Source organism: Streptomyces sp. Da 82-17 (assembly GCF_046098215.1).
Lineage (GTDB): Bacteria > Actinomycetota > Actinomycetes > Streptomycetales > Streptomycetaceae > Streptomyces.
The window spans coordinates 305,274-326,562 of the sequence record NZ_JBJURH010000006.1; the positions used below are offsets into that span (position 1 = coordinate 305,274).

Below are 21,289 nucleotides of genomic sequence, written 5' to 3' on the forward strand. Positions count from 1 at the left end.
GGGGTGCCCGGCCTCGTCGACGTCCACACGCACTTCATGCCGGAGCGGGTGCTGCGCAAGGTCTGGGCGTACTTCGACGGGGTCGGCCCGCTCACCGGGATGGAGTGGCCGATCACGTACCGGCAGGAGGAGGCCGAACGGCTCGCGCTGTTGCGGGAGTTCGGGGTGCGGGCGTTCACGGCGATGCTCTATCCGCACAAGCCCGGCATGGCGGCCTGGCTGAACGGCTGGGCGGCCGAGTTCGCCGGGCGCACGCCGGACTGCCTGCACACGGCGACGCTGTTCCCCGAGCCTGGCGTGGAGGGATATGTGCGCGAGGCCGTCAAGGCGGGGGCGCGGGTCTTCAAGTCCCATGTGCAGGTGGGGGGTTACGACCCGGCGGACGAGCTGCTCGACCCGGTGTGGGGACTGCTCGCCGAGGCCGGCACGCCGGTGGTGATGCACTGCGGGTCCGGTCCGCAGCCCGGCAAGCACACCGGGCCCGAGCCGGTGGGGCGGGTGCTCGCGCGCCATCCCCGGCTGCGGCTCGTCGTGGCGCACATGGGCATGCCGGAGTACGCGGACTTCCTGGACCTGGCCGAGCGGTACGCGGAGGTGCGGCTCGACACGACGATGGCGTTCACCGACTTCAGCGAGCGGCTCGCCGCCTTCCCGGCCGGGGAACGGGCCAGGCTCGCCGACCTCGGCGACCGTGTCCTGCTCGGCACGGACTTCCCCAACATCCCGTATCCGTATGTCCACCAGCTCCACGCGCTCGAACGGCTCGGGCTCGGGGACGCGTGGCTGCGGGCGGTGTGCCACGACAACGGGGCGCGGCTGTTCGGGCTGTAGCTGAAGCCGTAGCCGTAGCCGTAGCCGTAGCCGTAGCCGTAGCCGTAGCCGTAGCTGTAGCCGTAGCCGTCGCTGCCGTTGCGGCCACCGCTGGGGCGGGCGTTTCTCAGGAAATTCACAGGTTCGGGAAAGGGGGTTCTCAGAGGGCGCGGTCAGGGTGGCGCGTATGACCACGAGTTTCGAACCGCGTACCGCATCGCGTACCGAACTGCTGCGGCCCGACGGCAGCCCCGTGCGGGTCCTCGTCGTGGACGACGAGTCGTCCCTGACCGAGCTGCTCTCCATGGCGCTGCGCTACGAGGGCTGGGAGATCCGCACCGCCGCCGACGGGGCCGGGGCCGTGGCGGCGGCCAGGTCGTTCCGGCCGGACGCCGTCGTGCTCGACGTGATGCTGCCCGACATGCACGGGCTGACCGTCCTCGGGCGGCTGCGGCGTGAACTGCCGGACGTGCCCGTGCTGTTCCTCACCGCCAAGGACGCGGTGGAGGACCGGATCGCGGGCCTGACGGCGGGCGGCGACGACTATGTGACGAAGCCGTTCAGCCTGGAGGAGGTCGTGGCGCGGCTGCGCGGGCTGATCCGGCGGTCGGGGGCGGCGGCGCGGGCGGCGGCGTCCGTGCTCGCGGTCGGCGACCTGACGCTGGACGAGGACAGCCACGAGGTCACGCGCGGCGGCGAGTCGATCCACCTCACGGCGACGGAGTTCGAGCTGCTGCGCTACCTGATGCGCAACCCGCGGCGAGTGCTCAGCAAGGCGCAGATCCTGGACCGGGTGTGGAGTTACGACTTCGGGGGCCAGGCCAACGTCGTCGAGCTGTACATCTCGTATCTGCGGCGGAAGATCGACGCCGGGCGGTCGCCGATGATCCACACGCGGCGCGGCGCCGGCTATCTGATCAAGCCGGCGGAGACGACGGCCGCGGCGTGAGCGGACGCCCCGAGCCGCCGTCCGGAGCCCGGACGCCCCGAGGCCGTCCCCCGTTCCGGCGGGCGGGCTCGCTGCGGGCCCGGCTCGTGGTCAGTGCGATCGCGCTGATCGCGCTGGTCTGCGCGGTGATCGGGACAGTGACGACCGTGGCGCTGCACTCGTACCTCTACGAGCAGTTGGACGGCGGGCTGCACGAGGTGGCCGACCGCGAGTCGCGGGCGAAGCCCAAGAGCGCGCCGCCCGGCATGCCCGAGGTACGGGACCCGCTGCGCTTCCTCGCGTTCGGCGGATCGGAGCTCGGCACGATAGGCGCGGTCGTCGAGCACGGCGACGTCACCGAGGCGGCGGTCAGCGAGGCCCCGGCCGGGCGCGGCGAGCGGGCCGAGCTGACCGGGCTCGACGCGGCCCAGCGCACCGCCCTCGACTCGGTGCCGAAGGACGGCGCGGCGCACAACGTCGACGTGCCGGGACTCGGCGAGTACCGCGTCCTGTACGTGCCCGACGGCACCGAGGGCGAGCTGCTGGTCGGCGTGCCGACCAAGGGCGTCGAGGACACGGTCGGCACCCTCGTCGTGGTGGAGCTGTGCGTGGCCGGGGCCGGGCTCGTGGCCGCCGGGATCGCGGGCGCCACCATGATCGGCATCGCCCTGCGCCCGCTGCGCCGGGTCGCGTCGACGGCGACCCGCGTGGCCCGACTCCCCCTGCACAGCGGCGAACCCGCCCTCACCGAACGCGTCCCCGACGCCGACCCGCGCACCGAGGTCGGCCAGGTCGGCGCGGCCCTCAACCGCATGCTCGACCATGTGCACGGGGCGCTCAGCGCACGCCAGGAGAGCGAGACGCGGGTACGACAGTTCGTCGCGGACGCCGGCCACGAGCTGCGCACCCCGCTCGCCTCCATCCGCGGGTACGCCGAGCTGACCCGGCGCGGTCGCGAGGAGCCGGGCCCCGACACCCGGCACGCGCTCGCCCGGATCGAGTCCGAGGCGGCCCGCATGACCGGCCTCGTCGAGGACCTGCTGCTGCTCGCCCGCCTGGACGCCGGGCGGCCCCTCGCGTACGGGACCACGGATCTGTCGCCGCTCGTCGTGGACGCGGTCGGCGATGCGCGGGCGGCCGGGCAGCGGCACCACTGGCGGCTCGACCTGCCCCCGGAACCTGCGCTAGTCCGCGCCGACGCGGCCCGCCTGCAGCAGGTCCTCGTCAATCTCCTGGCCAACGCGCGCACGCACACCCCGGCCGGTACGACGGTCACCGCGCGCGTGCGGACGGACGGGGCCGCGGTCCGGCTCGACGTGGCGGACGACGGTCCGGGGATTCCGGCGGAGCTGCTGCCGCGGGTCTTCGAGCGGTTCGCGCGCGGCGACGCGTCCCGGTCCCGTGCCGGCACCGCCGACCAGGGCTCCGGCCACGCCGGGTCGACCGGGCTCGGGCTGGCCATCGTGCAGGCGGTCGTGGCGGCCCACGGCGGCACGGTGACGGTCACGAGCAGGCCGGGCCGGACGGTCTTCGCCGTACGACTCCCTGCGGAGGCGGGCGTTCCGCAGTCGGCCGCCGAGCCCTGCGCGGCCGTACCGCCCGCGGACTCACAGGCAGGGCACAGCCTCAGCACACAGGCGTGACAGGGGAGTTGACGAGTGTCGCGGTATGCGAAGCGACTCTCCGCCGGCCCCGGGGCCGCACCCGCTCCCGGCCCGCGCACATCTCCCGGCAGGCCCGCTGGGCACCCCCGTTCTCGACGTGGTCGTGCCCGTGTACAACGAGGAGAAGGACCTCGACCGCTGTGTGCGCCGGCTGCACGACCATCTGACCCGCACCTTCCCGTACCGCGCGGCGGGGCGCGTCGACGGAGGTGACGGCCCGCGCGGCGGGTTCCGGATCACCATCGCCGACAACGCGAGCACCGACCGCACCCCGCAGATCGCCGCCCGGCTCGACGCCGAGTTGCCCGAGGTCCGGGCACACCGCCTGGAGCAGAAGGGGCGCGGGCGGGCGCTGCGCACGGTGTGGGCGGGGTCGGACGCGCCGGTCCTCGCGTACATGGACGTGGACCTCTCCACCGATCTGAACGCACTGCTCCCCCTGGTCGCGCCGCTGATCTCCGGCCACTCCGACCTGGCGATCGGCTCGCGGCTCGCGCGCAGCTCACGGGTGGTGCGCGGGCCGCGCCGTGAGTTCGTCTCGCGTACGTACAACCTGATCCTGCGCGGTTCGCTCGCGGCGCGGTTCTCCGATGCGCAGTGCGGGTTCAAGGCGATCCGGCGGGAGGTGGCGGAGCGGCTGCTTCCGATGGTCGAGGACACCGGCTGGTTCTTCGACACCGAGCTGCTCGTCCTCGCCGAGCGCGCCGGCCTGCGCATCCACGAGGTGCCCGTCGACTGGGTGGACGACCCGGACTCGACCGTGCACCTCGTCCGGACGGCGGCCGACGACCTCAAGGGGGTGTGGCGGGTCGGCCGGGCGCTCGCGGTCGGCGCGCTCCCCCTCGACCGGCTCGCGCGCCCCTTCGGGGACGACCCCCGGGACCGTCAACTGGCCGGTGTGCCGGGTGGGTTGGCGCGTCAGCTGGTCGGCTTCTGCGTCGTGGGCGCGCTGTCCACGCTGTTCTACCTGGCGCTGTACTCGCTGCTGCGCACCGCACTCGGCTCGGGCGCGCAGGTCGCCAACGCCGTGGCCCTGCTGGTCTCGGCGCTCGCCAACACCGCCGCCAACCGGAGGCTCACCTTCGGGGTACGTGGACGGGGCCGGGCCGTGCGCCATCAGGCCCAGGGGCTCGTGGTGTTCGCCATCGGTCTCGCGCTGACCAGCGGTTCCCTCGCGGCGCTCGACGCCGCGGCCGGCGGCCGGGTCGCGCACGCCACCGAGCTGACCGTGCTGGTCGCCGCCAACCTCGCGGCGACCGTCGTCCGCTTCCTGCTCTACCGGATCTGGGTCTTCCCGGACCGCCGGGAGACGGAGCGCGGCACCTCCCCCTCCCACCCCACCAGGACCGAGCGATGACCGCACACGCCCAGCCCGCCCCCACCACTGCCCCCCAACCCCCGGCGCGCCTGCGGCAGTTGTGGCGCGGACGCCCCGACGACCCCCGCTGGGTCAGGCCCCTCCTGCTCGCCCTGCTCGCCGCGACCGGCGCGCTCTACCTCTGGAACCTGAGCGCGTCCGGGTACGCCAACTCCTTCTACTCGGCGGCCGTTCAGGCGGGCAGCGAGTCCTGGAAGGCGTTCTTCTTCGGCTCGTCCGACGCCGCGAGCGCGATCACCGTCGACAAGCCGCCGGCGGCGCTGTGGCCGATGGCCCTCTCCGTACGCCTCTTCGGGCTCGGCTCCTGGCAGATCCTGGCGCCGCAGGTGCTGATGGCGGTGGCGACGGCCGGGGTGCTGTACGCGGCGGTACGGCGGCGGTTCAGCCCGGCGGCGGGACTGATCGCGGTCGTCGTGTTCGCGTCGACGCCGGTGGCCGCGCTGATGTTCCGCTTCAACAATCCGGACGCGCTGCTCGCGCTCCTGATGACGGTCACCGTGTACTGCGTGCTGCGCGCCCTGGAACAGGCCCGTACGAAGTGGCTGGTCCTGGCCGGGGTCGCGGTCGGGCTCGCGTTCCTGACGAAGACCCTGCAGGCCTTCCTGATCCTGCCGCCGCTCGCGCTGCTCTACGCGGTCTGCGCCCCGACGACGGTACGCCGCCGCCTCGGCCAACTCGCCCTCGCAGCCGTGGTGTCGGTGGTGTCGGGTGGCTGGTGGCCGGCGATCGTCGAGCTGTGGCCCGCGGCCTCGCGCCCGTACGTCGGCGGCTCGCAGCACAACTCGTTCCTGGAGCTGACCTTCGGCTACAACGGCCTCGGCCGGATCAACGGCGAGGAGACAGGCAGCGTCGGAGGCGGAGGCGGACCCGGCGGGGGCGGACCCGGCGGGGGCGGCGGCTGGGGCGACACCGGCGTCGACCGGCTCTTCGGCGCGACCATCGGCGGCCAGATCTCCTGGCTGCTGCCCGCCGCGCTGATCCTGCTGGTCGCGGGCCTGGTCGTGACCCGCAGGGCGGGCCGTACGGACACGGCGCGCGCCGCGTTCCTCGCCTGGGGCGGCTCGCTCCTGACGACGGCGGCCGTCTTCAGCTTCATGCAGGGGATCTTCCACGAGTACTACACAGTGGCCCTCGCCCCGTACCTCGCGGCCCTCGTCGGCATGGGCGCGACGGTCCTGTGGGAGGAGCGCAGCCGCCTCCCGGCCGCCGCCGCCCTCGCGGGCACGGTCGCGGTCACCGCGTCCTGGTCGTACGTCCTGCTCGGCCGTTCCTCCGGGTACGTGCCGTGGTTGCGCTGGGCGGTGCTCGGGGGTGGGCTCGCGGCGGCACTCGGCCTGCTGCTCGCGGCCCGGCTCGGTCGTCGACTGGGCCTGGCGGCAGCGGGGTTGGGGCTGATCGCGGCCCTCGCGGGCCCGGCGGCGTACACGGTCACGACCCTCGGCGAGGGCCACACGGGCTCGATCGTCACGGCGGGCCCGACGGTCGCGGGCGGCCGCGGCGGGCCGGGCGCAGCCCCGGGCGGACGGGGCGGCCCCGAGGGCGGTGCCCTGCGTCCGGTTCCCCCACCGAACACCCGGGGCGCGCAGCCCCCGCCCACCCTCCAGGGCGCCCCCGAGACCGGACCCGGCCGACCCGGCGGCGGCGGTCCCCGAGGAGCCGGCGGCGCCCGACCCGGAGGCGGCGGCATGGGCGGGCTGCTCAACGGCTCCCAGGTCGGCAGCAAGGTGAAGGCGCAGCTGGAGCGGGGCTCGGGCGCGTACACCTGGGTCGCCGCCACCGTCGGCGCGCAGAACGCCGCGAGCTACCAACTCGCCACCGAGGAACCGGTGATGGCGATCGGAGGGTTCAACGGCAGCGACCCGGCGCCGACCCTCGCGCAGTTCAAGCGGTACGTGGCCGACGGGAGGATCCACTGGTTCATCGGCGGCGGCGGCGGGCAGGGCAGGGGCGGCGGCAGCTCCGCCCTCACCGACTGGGTCACGGCGAACTTCGAGAAGACCACCGTCGACGGCACGACCCTCTACGACCTCACCCGGAGGAAATAGGAGTACGCCCCAGGAGAGTCTCTTGTACGGTGTAAGGGAAGCGACCTTTACACCGTACAAGAGACTTCGGACCCACGAGACCAGGGGGACCCATGACGGCGACGACCGACCCATCGCAGCCCCAACCGCCACCGGCCGCCGCGACCACCGGCGGGCACCCGCAGCGCTGGCTGATCCTCGGCGTCATCTGCCTCGCCCAGCTGACGGTGCTGCTCGACAACACCGTCCTCAGCGTCGCGATCCCCTCCCTCACCACGGAGCTGAACGCGTCCACCGCCGACATCCAGTGGATGATCAACGCGTACTCGCTCGTGCAGTCCGGGCTGCTGCTCACCGCGGGCAACGCCGCCGACCGGTACGGGCGGAAGCTGATGCTGACCGCCGGGCTCGTGCTGTTCGGCATCGGCTCGCTCTGCGCCGGACTCGCCCAGAGCAGCGGGCAGTTGATCGCCGCCCGCGCGGGCATGGGCATCGGCGGCGCGCTCCTGATGACGACGACCCTCGCCGTGGTCATCCAGATCTTCGACGAGGCCGAGCGGGTCAAGGCCATCGCGCTGTGGGCCACGGTCGGCTCGCTCGGCTTCGCCGCGGGCCCGCTGATCGGCGGCGTGATCCTGAACCACTACTGGTGGGGCGCGATCTTCCTGATCAACATCCCCGTCGCGGTCCTCGGCGTCGCGGCCGTCGTCAAGCTGGTCCCGGAGTCGAAGAACCCCCAGGGCGACCGGCCCGACCTGCTCGGCGCACTGCTCTCCACGATCGGCATGGCCACGCTGGTCTACGCGATCATCGTCGGCCCCGAGCACGGCTGGACCTCCGGACAGGTCCTGGTCCCCGCGGCCGTCGGCGTCGTGGTGCTCGCGCTCTTCGCGCTGTGGGAGCTGCGCACCCCGTACCCGATGCTCGACATGCACTTCTTCCGCAGCCCGAAGTTCGTCGGCGCGATCGCGGGTTCGCTGCTCGTCGTGTTCGGCATGGGAGGATCGCTGTTCCTGCTCACCCAGCACCTCCAATTCGTCCTCGGGTACGAGCCGTTGGAGGCCGGGCTGCGGATGGCGCCGCTCGCCCTGACCATCGTCGGGCTCAACCTGACGGGCCTCGGCCCGAAGGTCGTCGTCAAGCTGGGCACGCCCCGTACGGTCGTCCTCGGCATGACCATGGTGGCCGCCGGGCTCACGTCCATCGCCCTGCTCGGCGGCGGCACGGACGGCTCGTACGGCGGAATCCTGCTCGGGCTCGTGCTGTTCGGGGCGGGCATGGCGGTGTCGCAGCCGGCCATGGCCAACGCGATCATGAGCGCCATCCCGGCGGAGAAGGCGGGCGTCGGCGCGGGCATCAACGGCACGCTCGCCGAGTTCGGCAACGGCCTCGGGGTCGCGGTGCTCGGCGCGGTCCTCAACGCCCGCTTCGCCGCGCTCGTCTCCGTCACCGCCGCGTCCCTGCCGGCGGCCCTCGCGGCGGCGGGCAGCACGGCCGAACGCCGCCAGATCGCCGACGCGTTCGCCTCCGGCCTGCAGACCAGCCAACTGGTCGGCGCGGCAGCGGTGTTCGCGGGGGGACTCGTGGCGGCGGCGATGCTGGCGCGGGCGGAGAAAATGAGCCCGTCCGGCGTTTGAGGACGAGGCCGAAGGCCGACTGAGGGAGCGGGGTCTGGGGCGGCAGCCCCAGGTACGGTGCCAAGCACAAACGGTGCCCGTACGACGACAGAGGAAGGCCCCCATGGTCAGCGCAGCGAACCGCGCGAGGAACCCGGCGCGCTCCAGCGTCTGGCTGGAGAACCGGACCGCCCGCCCCGCCGCCCGCAGGGCCGAGCAGCCGGAGGGCCTGGACCGCGACCGGATCGTCGCGACCGCCATCCGGCTCCTGGACGCCGAGGGCCTCGGCAAGCTGTCCATGCGCCGCATCGCCACCGAGCTGAACGTCACGGCGATGTCCCTCTACTGGTACGTGGACACCAAGGACGACATCCTCGAACTGGCCGTCGACGCGGTCTTCGGCGAACTCCCGCTGACCGACCCCGACGACGGCCAGGACTGGCGCGTCCACCTGCGCCGACTCGCCGCGGACTACCGCGAGGTGCTCGTCCGGCACCCGTGGGTCTCGGCGATCCTCAACACGTACCTGAACATCGGCCCGCACTCCATCGCGTTCGCCGAGGCCGTCCAGAAGATCATCCGCACCACCGGGCTGCCCCCGGCCGCGCGGACCGGGGCGACGGCGGCGGTGTTCCAGTTCGCGTACGGCTTCGGCACGATGGAGGGCAACTACATCCAGCGCTGCGCCGCCTCCGGCCTCACCGTCGACGAGTACTACGGCGAGGCGATGGCCGCGTTCAAGGCCGACGAGCAGATGGCGGAACAGCTGGACGAGCTGAAGGACGTCATCGACACCCACGCCGGCCGCACCGTCACCGAGATCTGGGACGCCGACTTCAGCTTCGCCCTCGACCTGATGATCGCGGGCATCGAGGCGATGGTCGAACGAGCGGGCGAGGGGTGAGGGCAGCGGCTCAGGCGCCCGGCAGCGACTCCCCCTGCACCGCCTGGATGTCCAGCTCCACCCGCAGCGTCGCGCCGATCGCCGAGATGCCCGCCTGGACCACCTGGTTGTAGTTCATCGCGAAGTCCTCGCGGCGCAGTTCCGCCGTCGCGTGGAACGCGGCGCGCAGCCCGCCCCACGGGTCGGGCCCCGTGCCCAGGTACGACAGGTCCAGGTCGACCGGCCGGACCACCCCGTGCAGCGACAGCTCGCCGTGCACGGTCCACCGGTCGGTCCCGGCGGCGCTCACCGACGTACTGCTGTACCGGATCTCCGGGAACCGCTCCACGTCCAGGAAGTCCGCCGACACCAGGTGCTTGTCGCGCATGCCGTTCCCGGTGTCCACCGAGGCCGAGCTGATCACCGCGTCCACCCGCGAGGCCAGCGGGTCCTCGGCGATCTCGATCCGCCCGCCGAACTCCGTGAACCGGCCGTGCACGCTGGAGATCCCCAGGTGCCGGGCGACCGCGCCCACCGACGAATGCGCCGGGTCGAGGGTCCACACCCCCGGCGGCGGCAGTTCCGCGCCGCCCTGCCGGGTCAGCGTCACCGTGCCCAGGTCGGCCCGGCCGCTCGCCGAGACCAGTGCCGTGGCCGCGGCGGGCGCGTACCCGACGGCCGTGACGATCGCCGTGTACGGGCCGGGCGCGAGCCCGTCCCCGCGGACCACGCCCTCCTCGTCCGCCTCGGCGCGCAGCACCTGGGCGCCGCGCATGTCGGTCAGGGTGACGACGGCGTGCTGCACGGCCCACCCGTCACGCGTACGAATCCGTGCGCTGAGTCCCACGTTCCACTCCTCGCTGAAAAATATGGGGCCCGGCGGGCCGTCCCCTGCCCGCCGGGCCCTCCTCCTGCCGCTCGCCGTGCCCGCCTCCGCTCGGAACGGACACGGCGACCGGAGTCCTGAACTACGCCTCCGGGTGGGCGAGTTCGATGTCATGACCGTCGGCGTCGGTGCCGTTCACGGTCAGCGCCATGGCCGCCGGCGGGTAGCCGCTCGCCATGACCGTGTACTCGCCGCTGTCCAGGTCGGTGAAGGCGTACGCGCCGTCCTCACCCGTGGTCGCCGTGGCCACCACGTTCCCGGCCGCGTCGACGAGCGTGACCCGCGCGTCCCGCAGCGGCCCGCCCGCCGCGAGCACGGTGCCCTGCACCCGCGCCCCGGACTGCAGCGCCACCTCGATCCGGGTGACGCCCTGCCCGGCCACGTCGACGGGCAGCGCCAGCGGCCGGTGGCCCTCGGCGTTCACGGCCAGGGTCACAGGCCCGGGCACGAGCTCGCCGAACGTGAACTCGCCCTGCTCACCGGTCAGTCCGGTCGCGAGCACGTCGCCGCGCACATCGGTCACGACGACCATCGCGCCGGCCACCGGCTTCCCGCCGTCCGCCGCCCGCACGACACCGGCGAGCCCGCTGGTCCCGCTGAGCAGCACGTCGTAGGCGAGCGGCTCGTCGCCGACGACGACCGTGGAGGCCTGCGGCTGGAACCCGTCCGCCGAGGCGATCAGGACGTACGAACCGGCGCCGGGGGCGTCCAGGACGTAGCCGCCGTCCTGCTGGGCGATGGTGCGGCCCAACTGGCGTCCGCCGAGGGAGATCAGCGTGACAGCGGCCCGTGGGACCGGCACGCCTTCGCCGCCGCGGACCAGGCCGCGCACTTCGATGCCGGGCTGACCGGTCGTACCCTGCACGATCGTCTGCGCCTCCTCGCGCTGCTCGGTGGGGGCCGGCGCGGAGGCCGGCTCGGGGAGTTCGGGGAGCGCGGCGGTCGCGTCCGGGGCGTCCGCCGCCGTGGCCTTCGCCATGGCCCCGGTCTTCAGCGGGACCTCCTTGATGAACAGCGTCAGCAGGAAGGCGAGGAGCGCCGCGGGCGCCGCGTACAGGAAGACGTCGGCGACGCCGTGTCCGTACGCGCTCTCCATCACGGTGCGGATCGGGGCCGGGAGCTCGTCCAGGTCCGGGATCGCGCCGCCACCGGTGCCGCCGTGTCCGGCCAGGCCGGCGGCCTTGGGGCCGAGCTCGGCGATGCCGTCCTTGACGTAGTCGGTGACCCGGGTGGCCATCACGGCGCCGAGCGCGGAGACGCCCATCGCACCGCCGAGGGACCGGAAGAAGGTGACGACGGAGCTGGCCGCGCCGAGGTCGCTCGGGTCCACCTGGTTCTGGGTGCAGAGCACCAGGTTCTGCATCATCATGCCGATGCCGAGACCCATCAGGCCCATGAAGACCGCGATGTGCCAGTACTCGGTGTCGTACCGCATCGTGCCGAGCAGGCCCATGCCCGCCGTCACCAGGACACCGCCGCTGACCAGCCACGCCTTCCACTTGCCGGTCTTGGTGATGACCTGACCGGAGACCGTGGACGAGATGAACAGGCCGCCGATCATCGGGATCGTCATGACACCGGACATCGTCGGCGACTTGTCCCGCGCCAGCTGGAAGTACTGGCTGAAGAACACGGTGCCGCTGAACATCGCGATGCCCACGAAGAGCGAGGCGAGCGAGGCCAGGGTGATCGTCTTGTTGCGGAACAGCCGCAGCGGCACGATCGGCTCGCTGGCCTTGGTCTCGATGAACACGAAGATCAGCGCGAGCAGCACCGAGCCACCGACCATGGCGTACGACTGCCAGGACAGCCAGTCGTACTTGTCACCCGCGAAGGTCACCCAGACCAGGAGCAGGGAGACGGCGGCGGAGATGAAGAAGGCGCCGCCCCAGTCGACCTTCACGTCCCGCTTCACCACGGGCAGCTTCAGGGTCTTCTGCAGCACGATCAGCGCGACGACCGCGAAGGGCACGCCGACGTAGAAGCACCAGCGCCAGCCCCAGTGGTCGGTGATCACACCGCCGAGCAGCGGGCCGCCGACGGTGGCGACGGCGAAGGTGGCGCCGAGGTAGCCGCTGTACCGGCCGCGCTCGCGCGGCGAGATCATCGCCGCCATCACGATCTGCGCGAGGGCGGAGAGACCGCCGACGCCGACGCCCTGCACCACGCGGCAGGCGATCAGCATGCCCGGGTCCTGCGAGAGCCCGGCCACGACCGAACCCGCCATGAAGATGACGAGCGATATCTGGACGAGCAGCTTCTTGCTGAACAGGTCGGCGAGCTTGCCCCACAGCGGGGTGGTCGCGGTCATCGCGAGCAGCGAGGCCGTGACGACCCAGGTGTACGCGGACTGGCCGCCGCCGAGGTCGGAGATGATCTCGGGCAGGGCGTTGGAGACGATCGTCGAGGAGAGGATCGCGACGAACATGCCGAGCAGCAGGCCCGACAGCGCCTCCATGATCTGCCGGTGCGTCATGGGCGAGCCGTCGTGCTGACCCGCCTGGCCGCCGTGGCCTCCATGCTTGGCATGGCTGCCCCGCACACCGGTCGGTGTGGTCGTTGCCATGGACTTCCTTCTCTTACTTCTTACGCGGGTGTACGGGTGGGCGAAGTGTGTGCGCGGGCCTGCCGGCAGTCGCCGAAGCTGGCCCGCAGTCTGGCGAGCAGCGCACTGAGCTGGTCGACGTCGTCGTCGGACCAGTCCTGCAGGTAGTGGGCGAGCGCCGCGGTGTGGCGCTCGGAGAGCGTGCGGAGCATCTCCGTGCCCTCGGCCGTGAGCCGCAGGATGCGCGAGCGCCGGTCGTCGGGGTCGGGGGACCGCTCGATCCAGCCTCGGTCCGCGACGTGCGCGACATGGCGGCTGGTCACCGACATGTCGACGGCGAGCAGCTCCGCGAGCCGGCTCATCCGCATCTCGCCGTACTTGTCCAGGAGGGCGAGGACGATCGCGGATCCGGCCGGGCACTCGACCGGCAGCGTCCGGGCGAGCTCACGCTTGACGGCGCCGATGGCGCTCAGCTGGCGACCGAGTTCCTCGTACCGGGCTTGTGCGGCCATGGCCACCTTCCACTGTTTGTTGCTTAGAGCAACGATAGAAGCGGTTGGTTGCCGAAGGCAAATTAAAAAGGGGCTCAGCGGCTAAAAAGCTGGCAATGCTCCGGCAAAGGGGACGGTCCGTGCACGCCCGCGACCGAGAGTCACCCGGGGCTTGGGCGGACCCCCCGGATTCGCTAGGGTCCTGGGCCATGGCACACAACCCCCACGCCCCGCAGGGCCCTCAGGGCGGCAACGACCCCGCGGGCAGCACGCAGATGTTCCGCGCCTTCGTCGAGGAGGCGGCCCCGCAGCAGCAGCAGTCCACCGGCGGCGGCTCGCGCGTCGGCCTGATCGTCGGCGTCGTCCTCGCGGTGGCGGTCGTGGCCGGAGTGGCCTGGCTGGCGCTCGCCTAGACCCCCGGCCGGTACGGGACGGGCGCCCGTGGGTGGCACCGCAGGCGCCGGAGGCCTACTTCCACTTCACCGAGACGTCCTGGGTCTCGATGTGCATGCCCAGCGGCACCCGCCAGGCGTCCACGCAGAGCTTCCAGGACTCGGTGACGGTCTCGCCCGGATCGACCGGCGCCGGAAGCTTCCGCTCCGACTCGATCGTGGCCCAGTCGACGCCGAGCGCGCCGATCACATGCGTGCCGAAGGTGACGGTCCCCGAACGCACCGGTGTGCCACCGGAGTTGCGGAACTTCACGGTCACCTTCTCGCACCACCGCTCGTCCAGCGCCTTCCGCACGGGGTCGCCTACGACCTTGAGGACGGCAGGGCCGGAGGGTTCCTCGCCACCGCCGGACGGAGCGTCGGGTTCCGCTGAACTTCCCCCGCCCGAACCGGAGTTGCCGCCCGCGGAGTCCCCAGAGCCACCAGGGCCTCCGGAGCCGCCGGAGCCGTCGCCCCCGGCCGCGCCTGACTCGGACGGCTCGGGCTCGGCGGACGGCGCCTGCTCCCCGGCCCCGTCGGAGGACGCCCCCTCGGAGGCCTCGCTCCCCGCGCCGCCCCCGTTCTCTGCAGCCCCTCCGGACTCGGGCGGCCCGGAACCGCCGCCCTCCCCGCTCTCCTCCCCCTCCAACGGCACCATCCGTACGTCACCGGTGGGGGCGGCGCCGCGTTGCGGGGCTCTGTCGGGCGTGGCTCCCACGGCGCCGACCGCCACGTACCCGTCGTCCTCCCCGGAGGAGTCCCCTCCGCAGGCGGCGAGAAGCGTTCCCAGACACACGACAGCCACCGAGGCCGTAGTCACGGCGCCTCGGCGGCTGCGTGCCCAAGCGATACCGGCTCGTGTCATCGCGCCAGTGTGGCTGACGGTCCGTCAAATGAGAACCCCAGCCGCCTCGTCGGGCCGGTTCAGTCCTCGATCAGGCCCTCGCGGAGCTGCGCCAGCGTGCGCGTGAGCAGGCGCGAGACATGCATCTGTGAGATGCCGACCTCCTCGCCGATCTGCGACTGCGTCATGTTCGCGAAGAAGCGGAGCATGATGATCTGCCGTTCCCTGGGCGGGAGTTTGGCGAGCAGCGGCTTCAGCGACTCGCGGTACTCCACGCCCTCAAGGGCGCTGTCCTCGTACCCGAGGCGGTCCGCGAGCGAGCCCTCGCCGCCGTCGTCCTCGGGCGCCGGGGAGTCGAGCGACGAGGCGGTGTACGCGTTGCCGACCGCGAGGCCGTCGACCACGTCCTCCTCGGACACGCCCAGGACGGCGGCGAGTTCGGGCACGGTCGGCGAGCGGTCCAGCTTCTGCGCCAGCTCGTCGCTGGCCTTGGTGAGCGCGAGCCGCAGCTCCTGCAGCCGCCGAGGGACGCGCACCGACCAACTGGTGTCCCGGAAGAAGCGCTTGATCTCGCCGACGACGGTCGGCATCGCGAACGTCGGGAATTCCACGCCGCGTTCGCAGTCGAAGCGGTCGATCGCCTTGATCAGGCCGATCGTGCCGACCTGGACGATGTCCTCCATCGGCTCGTTGCGGCTGCGGAACCGCGCCGCCGCGTACCGCACCAGCGGCAGGTTGAGCTCGATGAGCGTGTCACGGACGTACGCGCGCTCCGGGCTGTCCTCGTCCAGCGCGGCCAGGCGCAGGAACAGGGAACGGGACAAGGTGCGGGTGTCGATGGCTGTCGATGGCTCGTGACCGAGCCCCACAGGTGCTGCACCGGGGTCGCTCTTCGTGAGCGTGAGCACCTTCGAGCTGCCCTGTTCTGCGGACATGCCACCCCCTTGAGGTCGCGGACGGTCGCGGCGGGCGCTCCGTCTTCAGGAACGCAGCCTCCACCTGAATACCGGTCATGCGGCTGCGGCAAACGCGGTTCCAGCAGAATGTCACATGTCGGCAACACGCTGTAGCGCCAAGTCGACAAATCTGTGCAGGAAAAGCCCGGTCTGCGGCTTTTCTGTCGGCAAGCCCCAAGATCGTGCTCCACCCTTCACGGTGGCAGTTCGCTCCCTTGTACGGAACCCCGACCTGCCCAGGTTGACCGGAGTATGCCGCGCACCCGGGCGACCCGGGGAGGGGAGTACGAGGGGCGCACGGTGGCAGGCGGGCGAATCGGCCTGCCCGACGCCCTGTCCGGCGACGCGCAGGGGGAGTTGAGCCTGGGCGCCTGTCCGGTCCGCGAGGGAAATCAGCCCGTCCGGCGCTTGAGGACGAGCCCGAAGGGCGATCGACGCCGCCCGAGCCGACGGCACGAAACGTGGCCCGGGAAGCGCCCCGCCCCCCCCGGGAGGGCTACGCGTCGATGCGGTTGGCCGACCGCAGCCGGGCGAAGCTGCGCGCGAGCAGCCGCGAGACATGCATCTGGGAGACCCCGAGCTCGGCGCTGATCTGCGACTGCGTCAGGTTGTTGTAGTAGCGGAGCAGCAGGATCCGCTGTTCCCGCTCGGGCAGCTGGACCAGCAGGTGCCGGACGAGATCGCGGTGCTCGACGCCGTCGAGCGCGGGGTCCTCGTACCCGAGCCGGTCGAGCAGCCCCGGCAGCCCGTCGCCCTCCTGCGCGGCCTCCAACGACGTTGCGTGGTACGACCGTCCGGCCTCGATGCAGGCGAGCACCTCGTCCTCGGAGATCCGCAGCCGCGCGGCGATCTCGGCGGTCGTGGGGGAGCGCCCGTACGCCGTGGTGAGGTCCTCGGTGGCGCCGGTCACCTGCACCCACAACTCGTGCAGCCGACGCGGCACGTGCACGGTGCGGACGTTGTCGCGGAAGTACCGCTTGATCTCGCCGACGACGGTCGGCATCGCGAACGTCGGGAACTGCACGCCCCGTTCCGGGTCGAAGCGGTCGATGGCGTTGATCAGGCCGATCGTGCCGACCTGGACGACGTCCTCCATCGGCTCGTTGCGGCTGCGGAAACGTGCCGCCGCGTAGCGCACCAACGGCAGGTTGGCCTCGATCAGGGCGGCGCGCACCCGGCCGTGCTCCGGGGTTCCCGGGGTGAGGTCCTTGAGTTGGGCGAACAGCACCTGGGTCAGCGCTCGGGTGTCCGCGCCCCGCTTTCTGGCGGGCGACGCCTCCGCCGCCCCGGCCGCGGCCCGGTCCGCCTCCTGCGGGGCGTCCTGGGGCGGCACTTGAGGCGTAGTACTGGCCGGCACGGTCAACGCCACCCCTTTTCGAAACGAACCGTTCTGATCGAACCGTTCCACTCATCCGTCAAAAGCGGTCATAGCATCACAAGACATGTGCACTGTGTGCAAGCACCCGATAACGCCGTGTTGAGGGCAAGTTGGGGTCAAACGTACAAAAGACCCCCCACCGATTCCGGTGAGAGGTCGTACGAGCGTTGCCTACTGCACGAGTTGAGTCATGAAGTCGCCGACGCCCTGGGCGGCGTCGGATATCCCTTCGAAGCCCACCTGGACGAGGTCGGCAGCCCGGTCGGGGGAGTTGATGATCGTGTAGAGGACGAAGACGGCCACCACGTAAAGGGCGATCTTCTTGGCTTGCACCACGTCCCGGCCTCCCCTGCCTGATCCTGTCCCCGGCGTGCAGTCGGGTGAGTCTAACGCGCGGAGTGGATCACGCCAGTGGCCGCACGCCCCGGCGCCCGCGCCCCCGGTGCACCGACACGCTCGTACGCGCCCAGCGCCGGCGCTTTCGTACGCACACGGGGTGGGCGCTCTCGCCCTCACACGGCTTTTAAGGACCAACGGCCCTCACGCCAAGGCCCTTTGCCGGGCCCGGGGCGGGCGTCGGCGGAGCAGTATGGGTGGTGAGCCCGGCGGATCTGGCAGGAATCCGCAGGGCAGGGACCCGGCTCCACTGCGGGGTCCGCGTCGTGAGCTTCCCCCTGAACGCGACGTGGACTTGTGAGTCCGGTCCTCATCGGGGGGAGCGGCTTGTCCCCCCGATGCTGCTTCCCCCGGCCTCCTCGTACGAGAGCCCCGGCGCCGTCACGGCACCGGGGCTCTCGCCGTACACGGGCCGCCTCAGGACCCCATGCCCCGCTCCGCGCGCGCCTGCTCGACGAGTTCCGGATACGGGTCCTCGTCGTCCAGGTCCGAGCCGTGCAGCACGTTCACCGACCACGGGACCGGGCACGGCGGGGCGTGGTCGGGGTCGGGGCAGAGCAGCCGGGCGATCTGCTCCTTGACCTCCTCGGCCTGCCGCTCGGTCGCGTAGATCCCCAGCCGCACTTCCCAGACGCCGGCTTCCTCGGGGCTCTCCTTGTCCGGCAGTTCCTCGGACATCGCTCACCCTTCTGCTGTGCGGGCGCCCGCACAGCGCGTCGCCGCCAACAACGAAAGTGACCCCGGTCCGTTCGTACGGATCGGGGTCACTTCCCTGAGCGGTAGCGGAGGGATTTGAACCCTCGGTGACTTGCGCCACACTCGCTTTCGAGGCGAGCTCCTTCGGCCGCTCGGACACGCTACCGAGAGAGATCCTAGCCCAAAGGTGCCCGTGCTCTGAAATCCGTATCCCCGAAGCGGCTACGAAGGCTTCGTTGAGCGGTTCTCACGGGTACGACCACCGGGGCTGGGGCTCAGCGGTCGCGGAAGAAGCGGGTCAGCTGGTCCGCGCAGACATCGGCGAGGACCGAGTCGATGACTTCGGGGCGGTGGTTGAGGCGGCGGTCGCGGACGAGGTCCCAGAGCGAGCCGGCCGCGCCGGCCTTCTCGTCCCTGGCGCCGTAGACCACGCGCGCGACGCGGGCCTGGACGAGCGCGCCCGCGCACATGACGCACGGTTCGAGGGTCACGACGAGCGTGCAGCCGGGCAGCCGCCACTCGCCGAGCCGGGCCGCGGCCCGGCGCAGCGCGAGCACTTCGGCGTGCGCGGTGGGGTCGCCGATGGCCTCGCGTTCGTTGTGGCCGGTGGCGAGGGTTTCGCCGGTCGGGGAGAGGACCACGGCGCCGACGGGCACGTCGCCCCCGAGTGCGGCCTGTTCGGCCTCTTCGAGGGCGAGTCGCATCGCCGGCTGCCAGCGGTCCCGTATCGGGTCGTTCACAGGTGGTGCAGCTCGTTCACTAGCGGACGGCCTCGAGGACGTCCGAGGCGCCCAGGGCGTCCGCGATCGTGCCCAGGGCGTCGGTGTTCAGGGTCAGCAGCTCCTTCTCGGACAGGCCGAGGTCGTCGAGGATCGCGGTGTCCCCGAGCGGCCCGGCCGGCACCGAGTCGTCGCTGTCGTCGTCGGCGCTGCTCTCCGGCTCGCCGTCCTCGGTGCCGTCGAGGTCGACGAGCTCCTCCAGGTGCGCCGAGTCGTCGGACGAGCCGGGCTCACGGCCGAGGACTTCGTCCGTGAGCAGGATCTCGCCGTAGCTGCTGCGGGACGCGGCGGCCGCGTCCGAGACGTAGATACGAGGGTCGTCCTCACCCTCGACGCGCACGATGCCGAACCAGGCGTCCTCCTGCTCGATGAAAACGAGCACTGTCTCGTCGTCGTATCCGCCCGACGTGGCCTCGCGGGCCAGGTCGGTGAGATCCGACAGGGTCTCCACATCGTCGAGCTCTGTGTCGCTCGCTTCCCACCCGTCTTCGGTGCGCGCGAGCAGTGCGGCGAAGTACACCGTGACTCCCACTGGTCTTCAGGCGTGCCGGTTGGGGTTCCCCCCGGCGGAGGTTGGCGGGCGGGGGAGCCGCGAAGTGCGCCCGCCCATCGGAATCGTGGCAGAAACAGAGCCGCCGCGAGAGGTCTTCCGCCCGCTGTGTCTGCGGCGAGCCGCGTGCCGCGTCCCGCGGCCCCTTCCGGCGACTACCAGCGGAAGGTCCGCATCCGCATCTGCTGGCGCATGCGGGCCGCGCGCGCCTTGCGTGGCTGGACCCGGGCGCGCAGTTCCTTCGCCTCGTGCAGTTCGCGCAGGAACTGGGCGCGGCGGCGGCGCCGTTCCGCATCGCTCTCCAGCGGATCGAGCCGCTGGTCGTCGAGCTGCTCCGGCTCTGCGTCGCCGTCCTGCATCTGGCTCCACCACCCTGCCCAGTGGGGGTCGTCCGTTCCCTCCACTTTCCCCCGGGTGGCCGGTTTGATGCGACCGAGGGGGTACGGAGCCGGCGGGCGCGGGGGCGGCGGGGCCCCGGTAGCCTGAGAGGCGGGTCGCTGCTGCGGCCGTTGTTGCAGATCAGACCCACCGCAGATCAGACCCACGGAGGATCCTGTGCGCTTGCACGTCGTCGACCACCCGCTGGTGGCGCACAAACTCACCACGCTGCGCGACAAGCGCACCGACTCCCCGACCTTCCGCCGCCTCGCCGACGAGCTGGTCACCCTGCTCGCCTACGAGGCCACCCGTGACGTGCGCACCGACCAGGTCGACATCGACACCCCGGTCGGCCCGACCACCGGCGTGAAGCTGGCCCGCCCGCGCCCCCTCGTCGTGCCGATCCTGCGCGCCGGTCTCGGCATGCTGGACGGCATGGTGCGGCTGCTGCCGACGGCCGAGGTCGGCTTCCTCGGCATGGTCCGCAACGAGGAGACCCTGGAGGCCTCGACGTACGCGACGCGTATGCCGGAGGACCTGTCGGGGCGCCAGGTGTACGTGGTGGACCCGATGCTGGCGACGGGCGGCACGCTCGTCGCGGCGATCCAGGAGCTCATCAAGCGCGGCGCCGACGACGTGACGGCGGTCGTGCTGCTCGCGGCGCCCGAGGGCGTCGAGGTGATGGAGCGCGAGCTGGCGGGCACGCCGGTGACGGTGCTGACGGCCGCGGTCGACGAGCGCCTGAACGAGGACGGGTACATCGTGCCGGGCCTGGGCGACGCCGGCGACCGGATGTACGGCGCCGCGGAGTAGCTCTCCGGACGCCTGAACGCCTTCCGAGGCCCCTGGGATCTTCCCGGGGGCCTCAGCAGTTGCCGCGGGAGGGCGTCGGGGCGGGCTCGGCCAGCTTGGTCAGGGCCTTCTCGGCGTCCTCCTTCTTCGCGAGGGCGGTGAAGGCCTTGCCGATGATGAGGTCGATCTCCTTGCCCTTGCGGTCGTCCGTCTTCCGCTCGGCGCCCGCGAGCTGCGTGCCGAGCACGGGCAGACCGCTCTCCAGGGCGGACTTGGGGCCGAGGAGCACGGCGGCGGCGTCGACCTTCTTGTCGTACTCCTTGGTGGCGTTGCCGACCTCGCCGATCGTGAAGCCACGTTTCTTCAGCTCGTCGGCGGTCTTCTTGGCGAGGCCGCTGCGGGGCGTGGCGTTGAGGACGTTGACCGTGATCTGGGCGGGCTTCGGCAGCGCCTTCGGGGAGGGCGACGGCTTCGGCGCGGGTTTGCAGTCGGGCCGGTCCGCCGCGACGGTGCCGCGCTTCTCGTCGCCGGAGAACACGTCGACGAGCTGGGCGACGCCGTAGCCGACGAGCGCGAGGGCCGCGGCCGACGCGAGTACGACGAGCACGATCCGGCGGTGCCGACTGCGTCGCATCCGCGGGTACTTGTCCCCCGTGATGCGGTATTCGCCGCCCATTCCGGGGGGTGTGAGCATGCTCATGAGCGGCAGCGTAATGCGGCCGGAGCGCAATGCCTACTAGATGATCAATCGCCCGGGCGCGAGCCAACCCGAAAGGGCCAACAGCGGGGCGGATGCGTACGAGAAGGGCAGCGGCGGACGTTCGGAGCCGCGGGCACCGCCCCGTGCCGCCGAAGGCGGGCGTA

At 72.0% G+C, this 21,289-nt stretch carries 21 protein-coding genes and 1 tRNA gene; 9 read left to right on the plus strand and 13 right to left on the minus strand.

Annotated elements, in window-relative coordinates:
• Positions 1-3 precede the first annotated feature (3 nt).
• The 7 genes from ACIDOF_RS13160 (at position 4) to ACIDOF_RS13190 (ending at position 9,324) form a co-directional block, all read left to right on the plus strand.
• Positions 4-831 (plus strand): amidohydrolase family protein, encoded by an 828-nt coding sequence (locus ACIDOF_RS13160; protein ID WP_409006096.1) that lies wholly within the window; start codon positions 4-6, stop codon positions 829-831.
• Positions 832-997: 166 nt separating this feature from the next.
• On the plus strand, positions 998-1,759 hold the full coding sequence (locus ACIDOF_RS13165; protein ID WP_409006006.1) for a response regulator transcription factor: 762 nt from the start codon (positions 998-1,000) through the stop codon (positions 1,757-1,759).
• Positions 1,756-3,381 carry a sensor histidine kinase gene (locus ACIDOF_RS13170; RefSeq protein WP_409006007.1) on the plus strand — a complete coding sequence of 542 codons (1,626 nt, stop codon included), beginning with the start codon at positions 1,756-1,758 and terminating at the stop codon, positions 3,379-3,381. The genes ACIDOF_RS13165 and ACIDOF_RS13170 overlap by 4 nt, the downstream gene beginning before the upstream one ends.
• A gap of 25 nt (positions 3,382-3,406) precedes the next feature.
• On the plus strand, positions 3,407-4,759 hold the full coding sequence (locus tag ACIDOF_RS13175; protein WP_409006008.1) for a glycosyltransferase: 1,353 nt from the start codon (positions 3,407-3,409) through the stop codon (positions 4,757-4,759).
• Positions 4,756-6,825, plus strand: coding sequence for an ArnT family glycosyltransferase (locus ACIDOF_RS13180; protein WP_409006009.1), 2,070 nt, complete (start codon positions 4,756-4,758; stop codon positions 6,823-6,825). Before ACIDOF_RS13175 ends, ACIDOF_RS13180 begins: the two co-directional genes overlap by 4 nt.
• Before the next feature lie 92 nt (positions 6,826-6,917).
• Positions 6,918-8,441, plus strand: coding sequence for an MFS transporter (locus tag ACIDOF_RS13185; protein ID WP_409006010.1), 1,524 nt, complete (start codon positions 6,918-6,920; stop codon positions 8,439-8,441).
• A gap of 103 nt (positions 8,442-8,544) precedes the next feature.
• Positions 8,545-9,324 (plus strand): TetR/AcrR family transcriptional regulator, encoded by a 780-nt coding sequence (locus tag ACIDOF_RS13190; RefSeq protein ID WP_409006011.1) that lies wholly within the window; start codon positions 8,545-8,547, stop codon positions 9,322-9,324.
• A 10-nt stretch (positions 9,325-9,334) separates the two neighbouring features.
• Here the strand turns inward: ACIDOF_RS13190 and ACIDOF_RS13195 are convergent, their stop codons facing one another.
• The 3 genes from ACIDOF_RS13195 to ACIDOF_RS13205 all read right to left on the minus strand — a co-directional run bounded on the left by ACIDOF_RS13195 (position 9,335) and on the right by ACIDOF_RS13205 (position 13,246).
• Positions 9,335-10,150, minus strand: coding sequence for a YceI family protein (locus ACIDOF_RS13195; protein ID WP_409006012.1), 816 nt, complete (start codon positions 10,148-10,150; stop codon positions 9,335-9,337).
• 121 nt (positions 10,151-10,271) lie between these two features.
• A complete protein-coding gene (locus tag ACIDOF_RS13200; protein ID WP_409006013.1) occupies positions 10,272-12,755 on the minus strand; it encodes an MFS transporter in 2,484 nt (827 codons plus the stop codon).
• A 20-nt stretch (positions 12,756-12,775) separates the two neighbouring features.
• Positions 12,776-13,246: a MarR family winged helix-turn-helix transcriptional regulator gene (locus tag ACIDOF_RS13205; RefSeq protein WP_409006014.1), complete on the minus strand. Its 471-nt coding sequence runs from the start codon at positions 13,244-13,246 to the stop codon at positions 12,776-12,778.
• 188 nt (positions 13,247-13,434) lie between these two features.
• On the opposite strand from ACIDOF_RS13205, the gene ACIDOF_RS13210 reads away from it, so the two are divergent.
• The gene (locus tag ACIDOF_RS13210; RefSeq protein ID WP_409006015.1) at positions 13,435-13,638 is read left to right on the plus strand and encodes a hypothetical protein; all 204 of its coding nucleotides are present in this window, start codon (positions 13,435-13,437) and stop codon (positions 13,636-13,638) included.
• A gap of 55 nt (positions 13,639-13,693) precedes the next feature.
• Here ACIDOF_RS13210 and ACIDOF_RS13215 read toward each other — a convergent pair whose 3' ends face one another.
• The 9 genes from ACIDOF_RS13215 to ACIDOF_RS13255 all read right to left on the minus strand — a co-directional run bounded on the left by ACIDOF_RS13215 (position 13,694) and on the right by ACIDOF_RS13255 (position 19,614).
• Positions 13,694-14,452, minus strand: a complete 759-nt coding sequence (locus ACIDOF_RS13215; protein ID WP_409006016.1) for a hypothetical protein — start codon at positions 14,450-14,452, stop codon at positions 13,694-13,696.
• 128 nt (positions 14,453-14,580) lie between these two features.
• Positions 14,581-15,435, minus strand: coding sequence for an RNA polymerase sigma factor SigF (locus tag ACIDOF_RS13220; protein ID WP_409006017.1), 855 nt, complete (start codon positions 15,433-15,435; stop codon positions 14,581-14,583).
• Between the two features lie 517 nt (positions 15,436-15,952).
• The gene (locus tag ACIDOF_RS13225) at positions 15,953-16,813 is read right to left on the minus strand and encodes an RNA polymerase sigma factor SigF (protein WP_409006018.1); all 861 of its coding nucleotides are present in this window, start codon (positions 16,811-16,813) and stop codon (positions 15,953-15,955) included.
• A 192-nt stretch (positions 16,814-17,005) separates the two neighbouring features.
• Entirely contained in the window at positions 17,006-17,170 is a 165-nt protein-coding gene (locus tag ACIDOF_RS13230) for a hypothetical protein (protein ID WP_409006019.1), read from the minus strand.
• A gap of 477 nt (positions 17,171-17,647) precedes the next feature.
• Positions 17,648-17,908 (minus strand): hypothetical protein, encoded by a 261-nt coding sequence (locus ACIDOF_RS13235; RefSeq protein ID WP_409006020.1) that lies wholly within the window; start codon positions 17,906-17,908, stop codon positions 17,648-17,650.
• A 99-nt stretch (positions 17,909-18,007) separates the two neighbouring features.
• Positions 18,008-18,092 (minus strand) — tRNA-Ser (locus ACIDOF_RS13240).
• A 109-nt stretch (positions 18,093-18,201) separates the two neighbouring features.
• Positions 18,202-18,630, minus strand: coding sequence for a tRNA adenosine(34) deaminase TadA (tadA, locus tag ACIDOF_RS13245; RefSeq protein ID WP_409006097.1), 429 nt, complete (start codon positions 18,628-18,630; stop codon positions 18,202-18,204).
• Between the two features lie 55 nt (positions 18,631-18,685).
• Positions 18,686-19,225 carry a hypothetical protein gene (locus ACIDOF_RS13250; protein WP_409006021.1) on the minus strand — a complete coding sequence of 180 codons (540 nt, stop codon included), beginning with the start codon at positions 19,223-19,225 and terminating at the stop codon, positions 18,686-18,688.
• Positions 19,226-19,410: 185 nt separating this feature from the next.
• Positions 19,411-19,614: a hypothetical protein gene (locus ACIDOF_RS13255; RefSeq protein ID WP_409006022.1), complete on the minus strand. Its 204-nt coding sequence runs from the start codon at positions 19,612-19,614 to the stop codon at positions 19,411-19,413.
• Positions 19,615-19,810: 196 nt separating this feature from the next.
• Between ACIDOF_RS13255 and upp the strand changes: the two genes are divergently transcribed.
• Positions 19,811-20,446 carry a uracil phosphoribosyltransferase gene (upp, locus tag ACIDOF_RS13260; RefSeq protein WP_409006023.1) on the plus strand — a complete coding sequence of 212 codons (636 nt, stop codon included), beginning with the start codon at positions 19,811-19,813 and terminating at the stop codon, positions 20,444-20,446.
• A gap of 52 nt (positions 20,447-20,498) precedes the next feature.
• On the opposite strand, the gene ACIDOF_RS13265 is transcribed toward upp, so the two are convergent.
• On the minus strand, positions 20,499-21,125 hold the full coding sequence (locus ACIDOF_RS13265; protein ID WP_409006024.1) for a LytR C-terminal domain-containing protein: 627 nt from the start codon (positions 21,123-21,125) through the stop codon (positions 20,499-20,501).
• Positions 21,126-21,289: the final 164 nt, after the last annotated feature.

Coding starts and splice junctions, on each gene's coding strand:
- ACIDOF_RS13205 (WP_409006014.1), bottom strand. CDS start 13,246: ATGGCCGCACAAGCCCGGTACGAGGAACTCGGTCGCCAGCTGAGCGCC.
- ACIDOF_RS13265 (WP_409006024.1), bottom strand. CDS start 21,125: ATGAGCATGCTCACACCCCCCGGAATGGGCGGCGAATACCGCATCACG.
- ACIDOF_RS13180 (WP_409006009.1), top strand. CDS start 4,756: ATGACCGCACACGCCCAGCCCGCCCCCACCACTGCCCCCCAACCCCCG.
- ACIDOF_RS13200 (WP_409006013.1), bottom strand. CDS start 12,755: ATGGCAACGACCACACCGACCGGTGTGCGGGGCAGCCATGCCAAGCAT.
- ACIDOF_RS13175 (WP_409006008.1), top strand. CDS start 3,407: ATGCGAAGCGACTCTCCGCCGGCCCCGGGGCCGCACCCGCTCCCGGCC.
- ACIDOF_RS13220 (WP_409006017.1), bottom strand. CDS start 15,435: ATGTCCGCAGAACAGGGCAGCTCGAAGGTGCTCACGCTCACGAAGAGC.
- tadA (WP_409006097.1), bottom strand. CDS start 18,630: ATGCGACTCGCCCTCGAAGAGGCCGAACAGGCCGCACTCGGGGGCGAC.
- ACIDOF_RS13165 (WP_409006006.1), top strand. CDS start 998: ATGACCACGAGTTTCGAACCGCGTACCGCATCGCGTACCGAACTGCTG.
- ACIDOF_RS13235 (WP_409006020.1), bottom strand. CDS start 17,908: ATGTCCGAGGAACTGCCGGACAAGGAGAGCCCCGAGGAAGCCGGCGTC.
- ACIDOF_RS13185 (WP_409006010.1), top strand. CDS start 6,918: ATGACGGCGACGACCGACCCATCGCAGCCCCAACCGCCACCGGCCGCC.
- ACIDOF_RS13255 (WP_409006022.1), bottom strand. CDS start 19,614: ATGCAGGACGGCGACGCAGAGCCGGAGCAGCTCGACGACCAGCGGCTC.
- ACIDOF_RS13190 (WP_409006011.1), top strand. CDS start 8,545: ATGGTCAGCGCAGCGAACCGCGCGAGGAACCCGGCGCGCTCCAGCGTC.
- ACIDOF_RS13210 (WP_409006015.1), top strand. CDS start 13,435: ATGGCACACAACCCCCACGCCCCGCAGGGCCCTCAGGGCGGCAACGAC.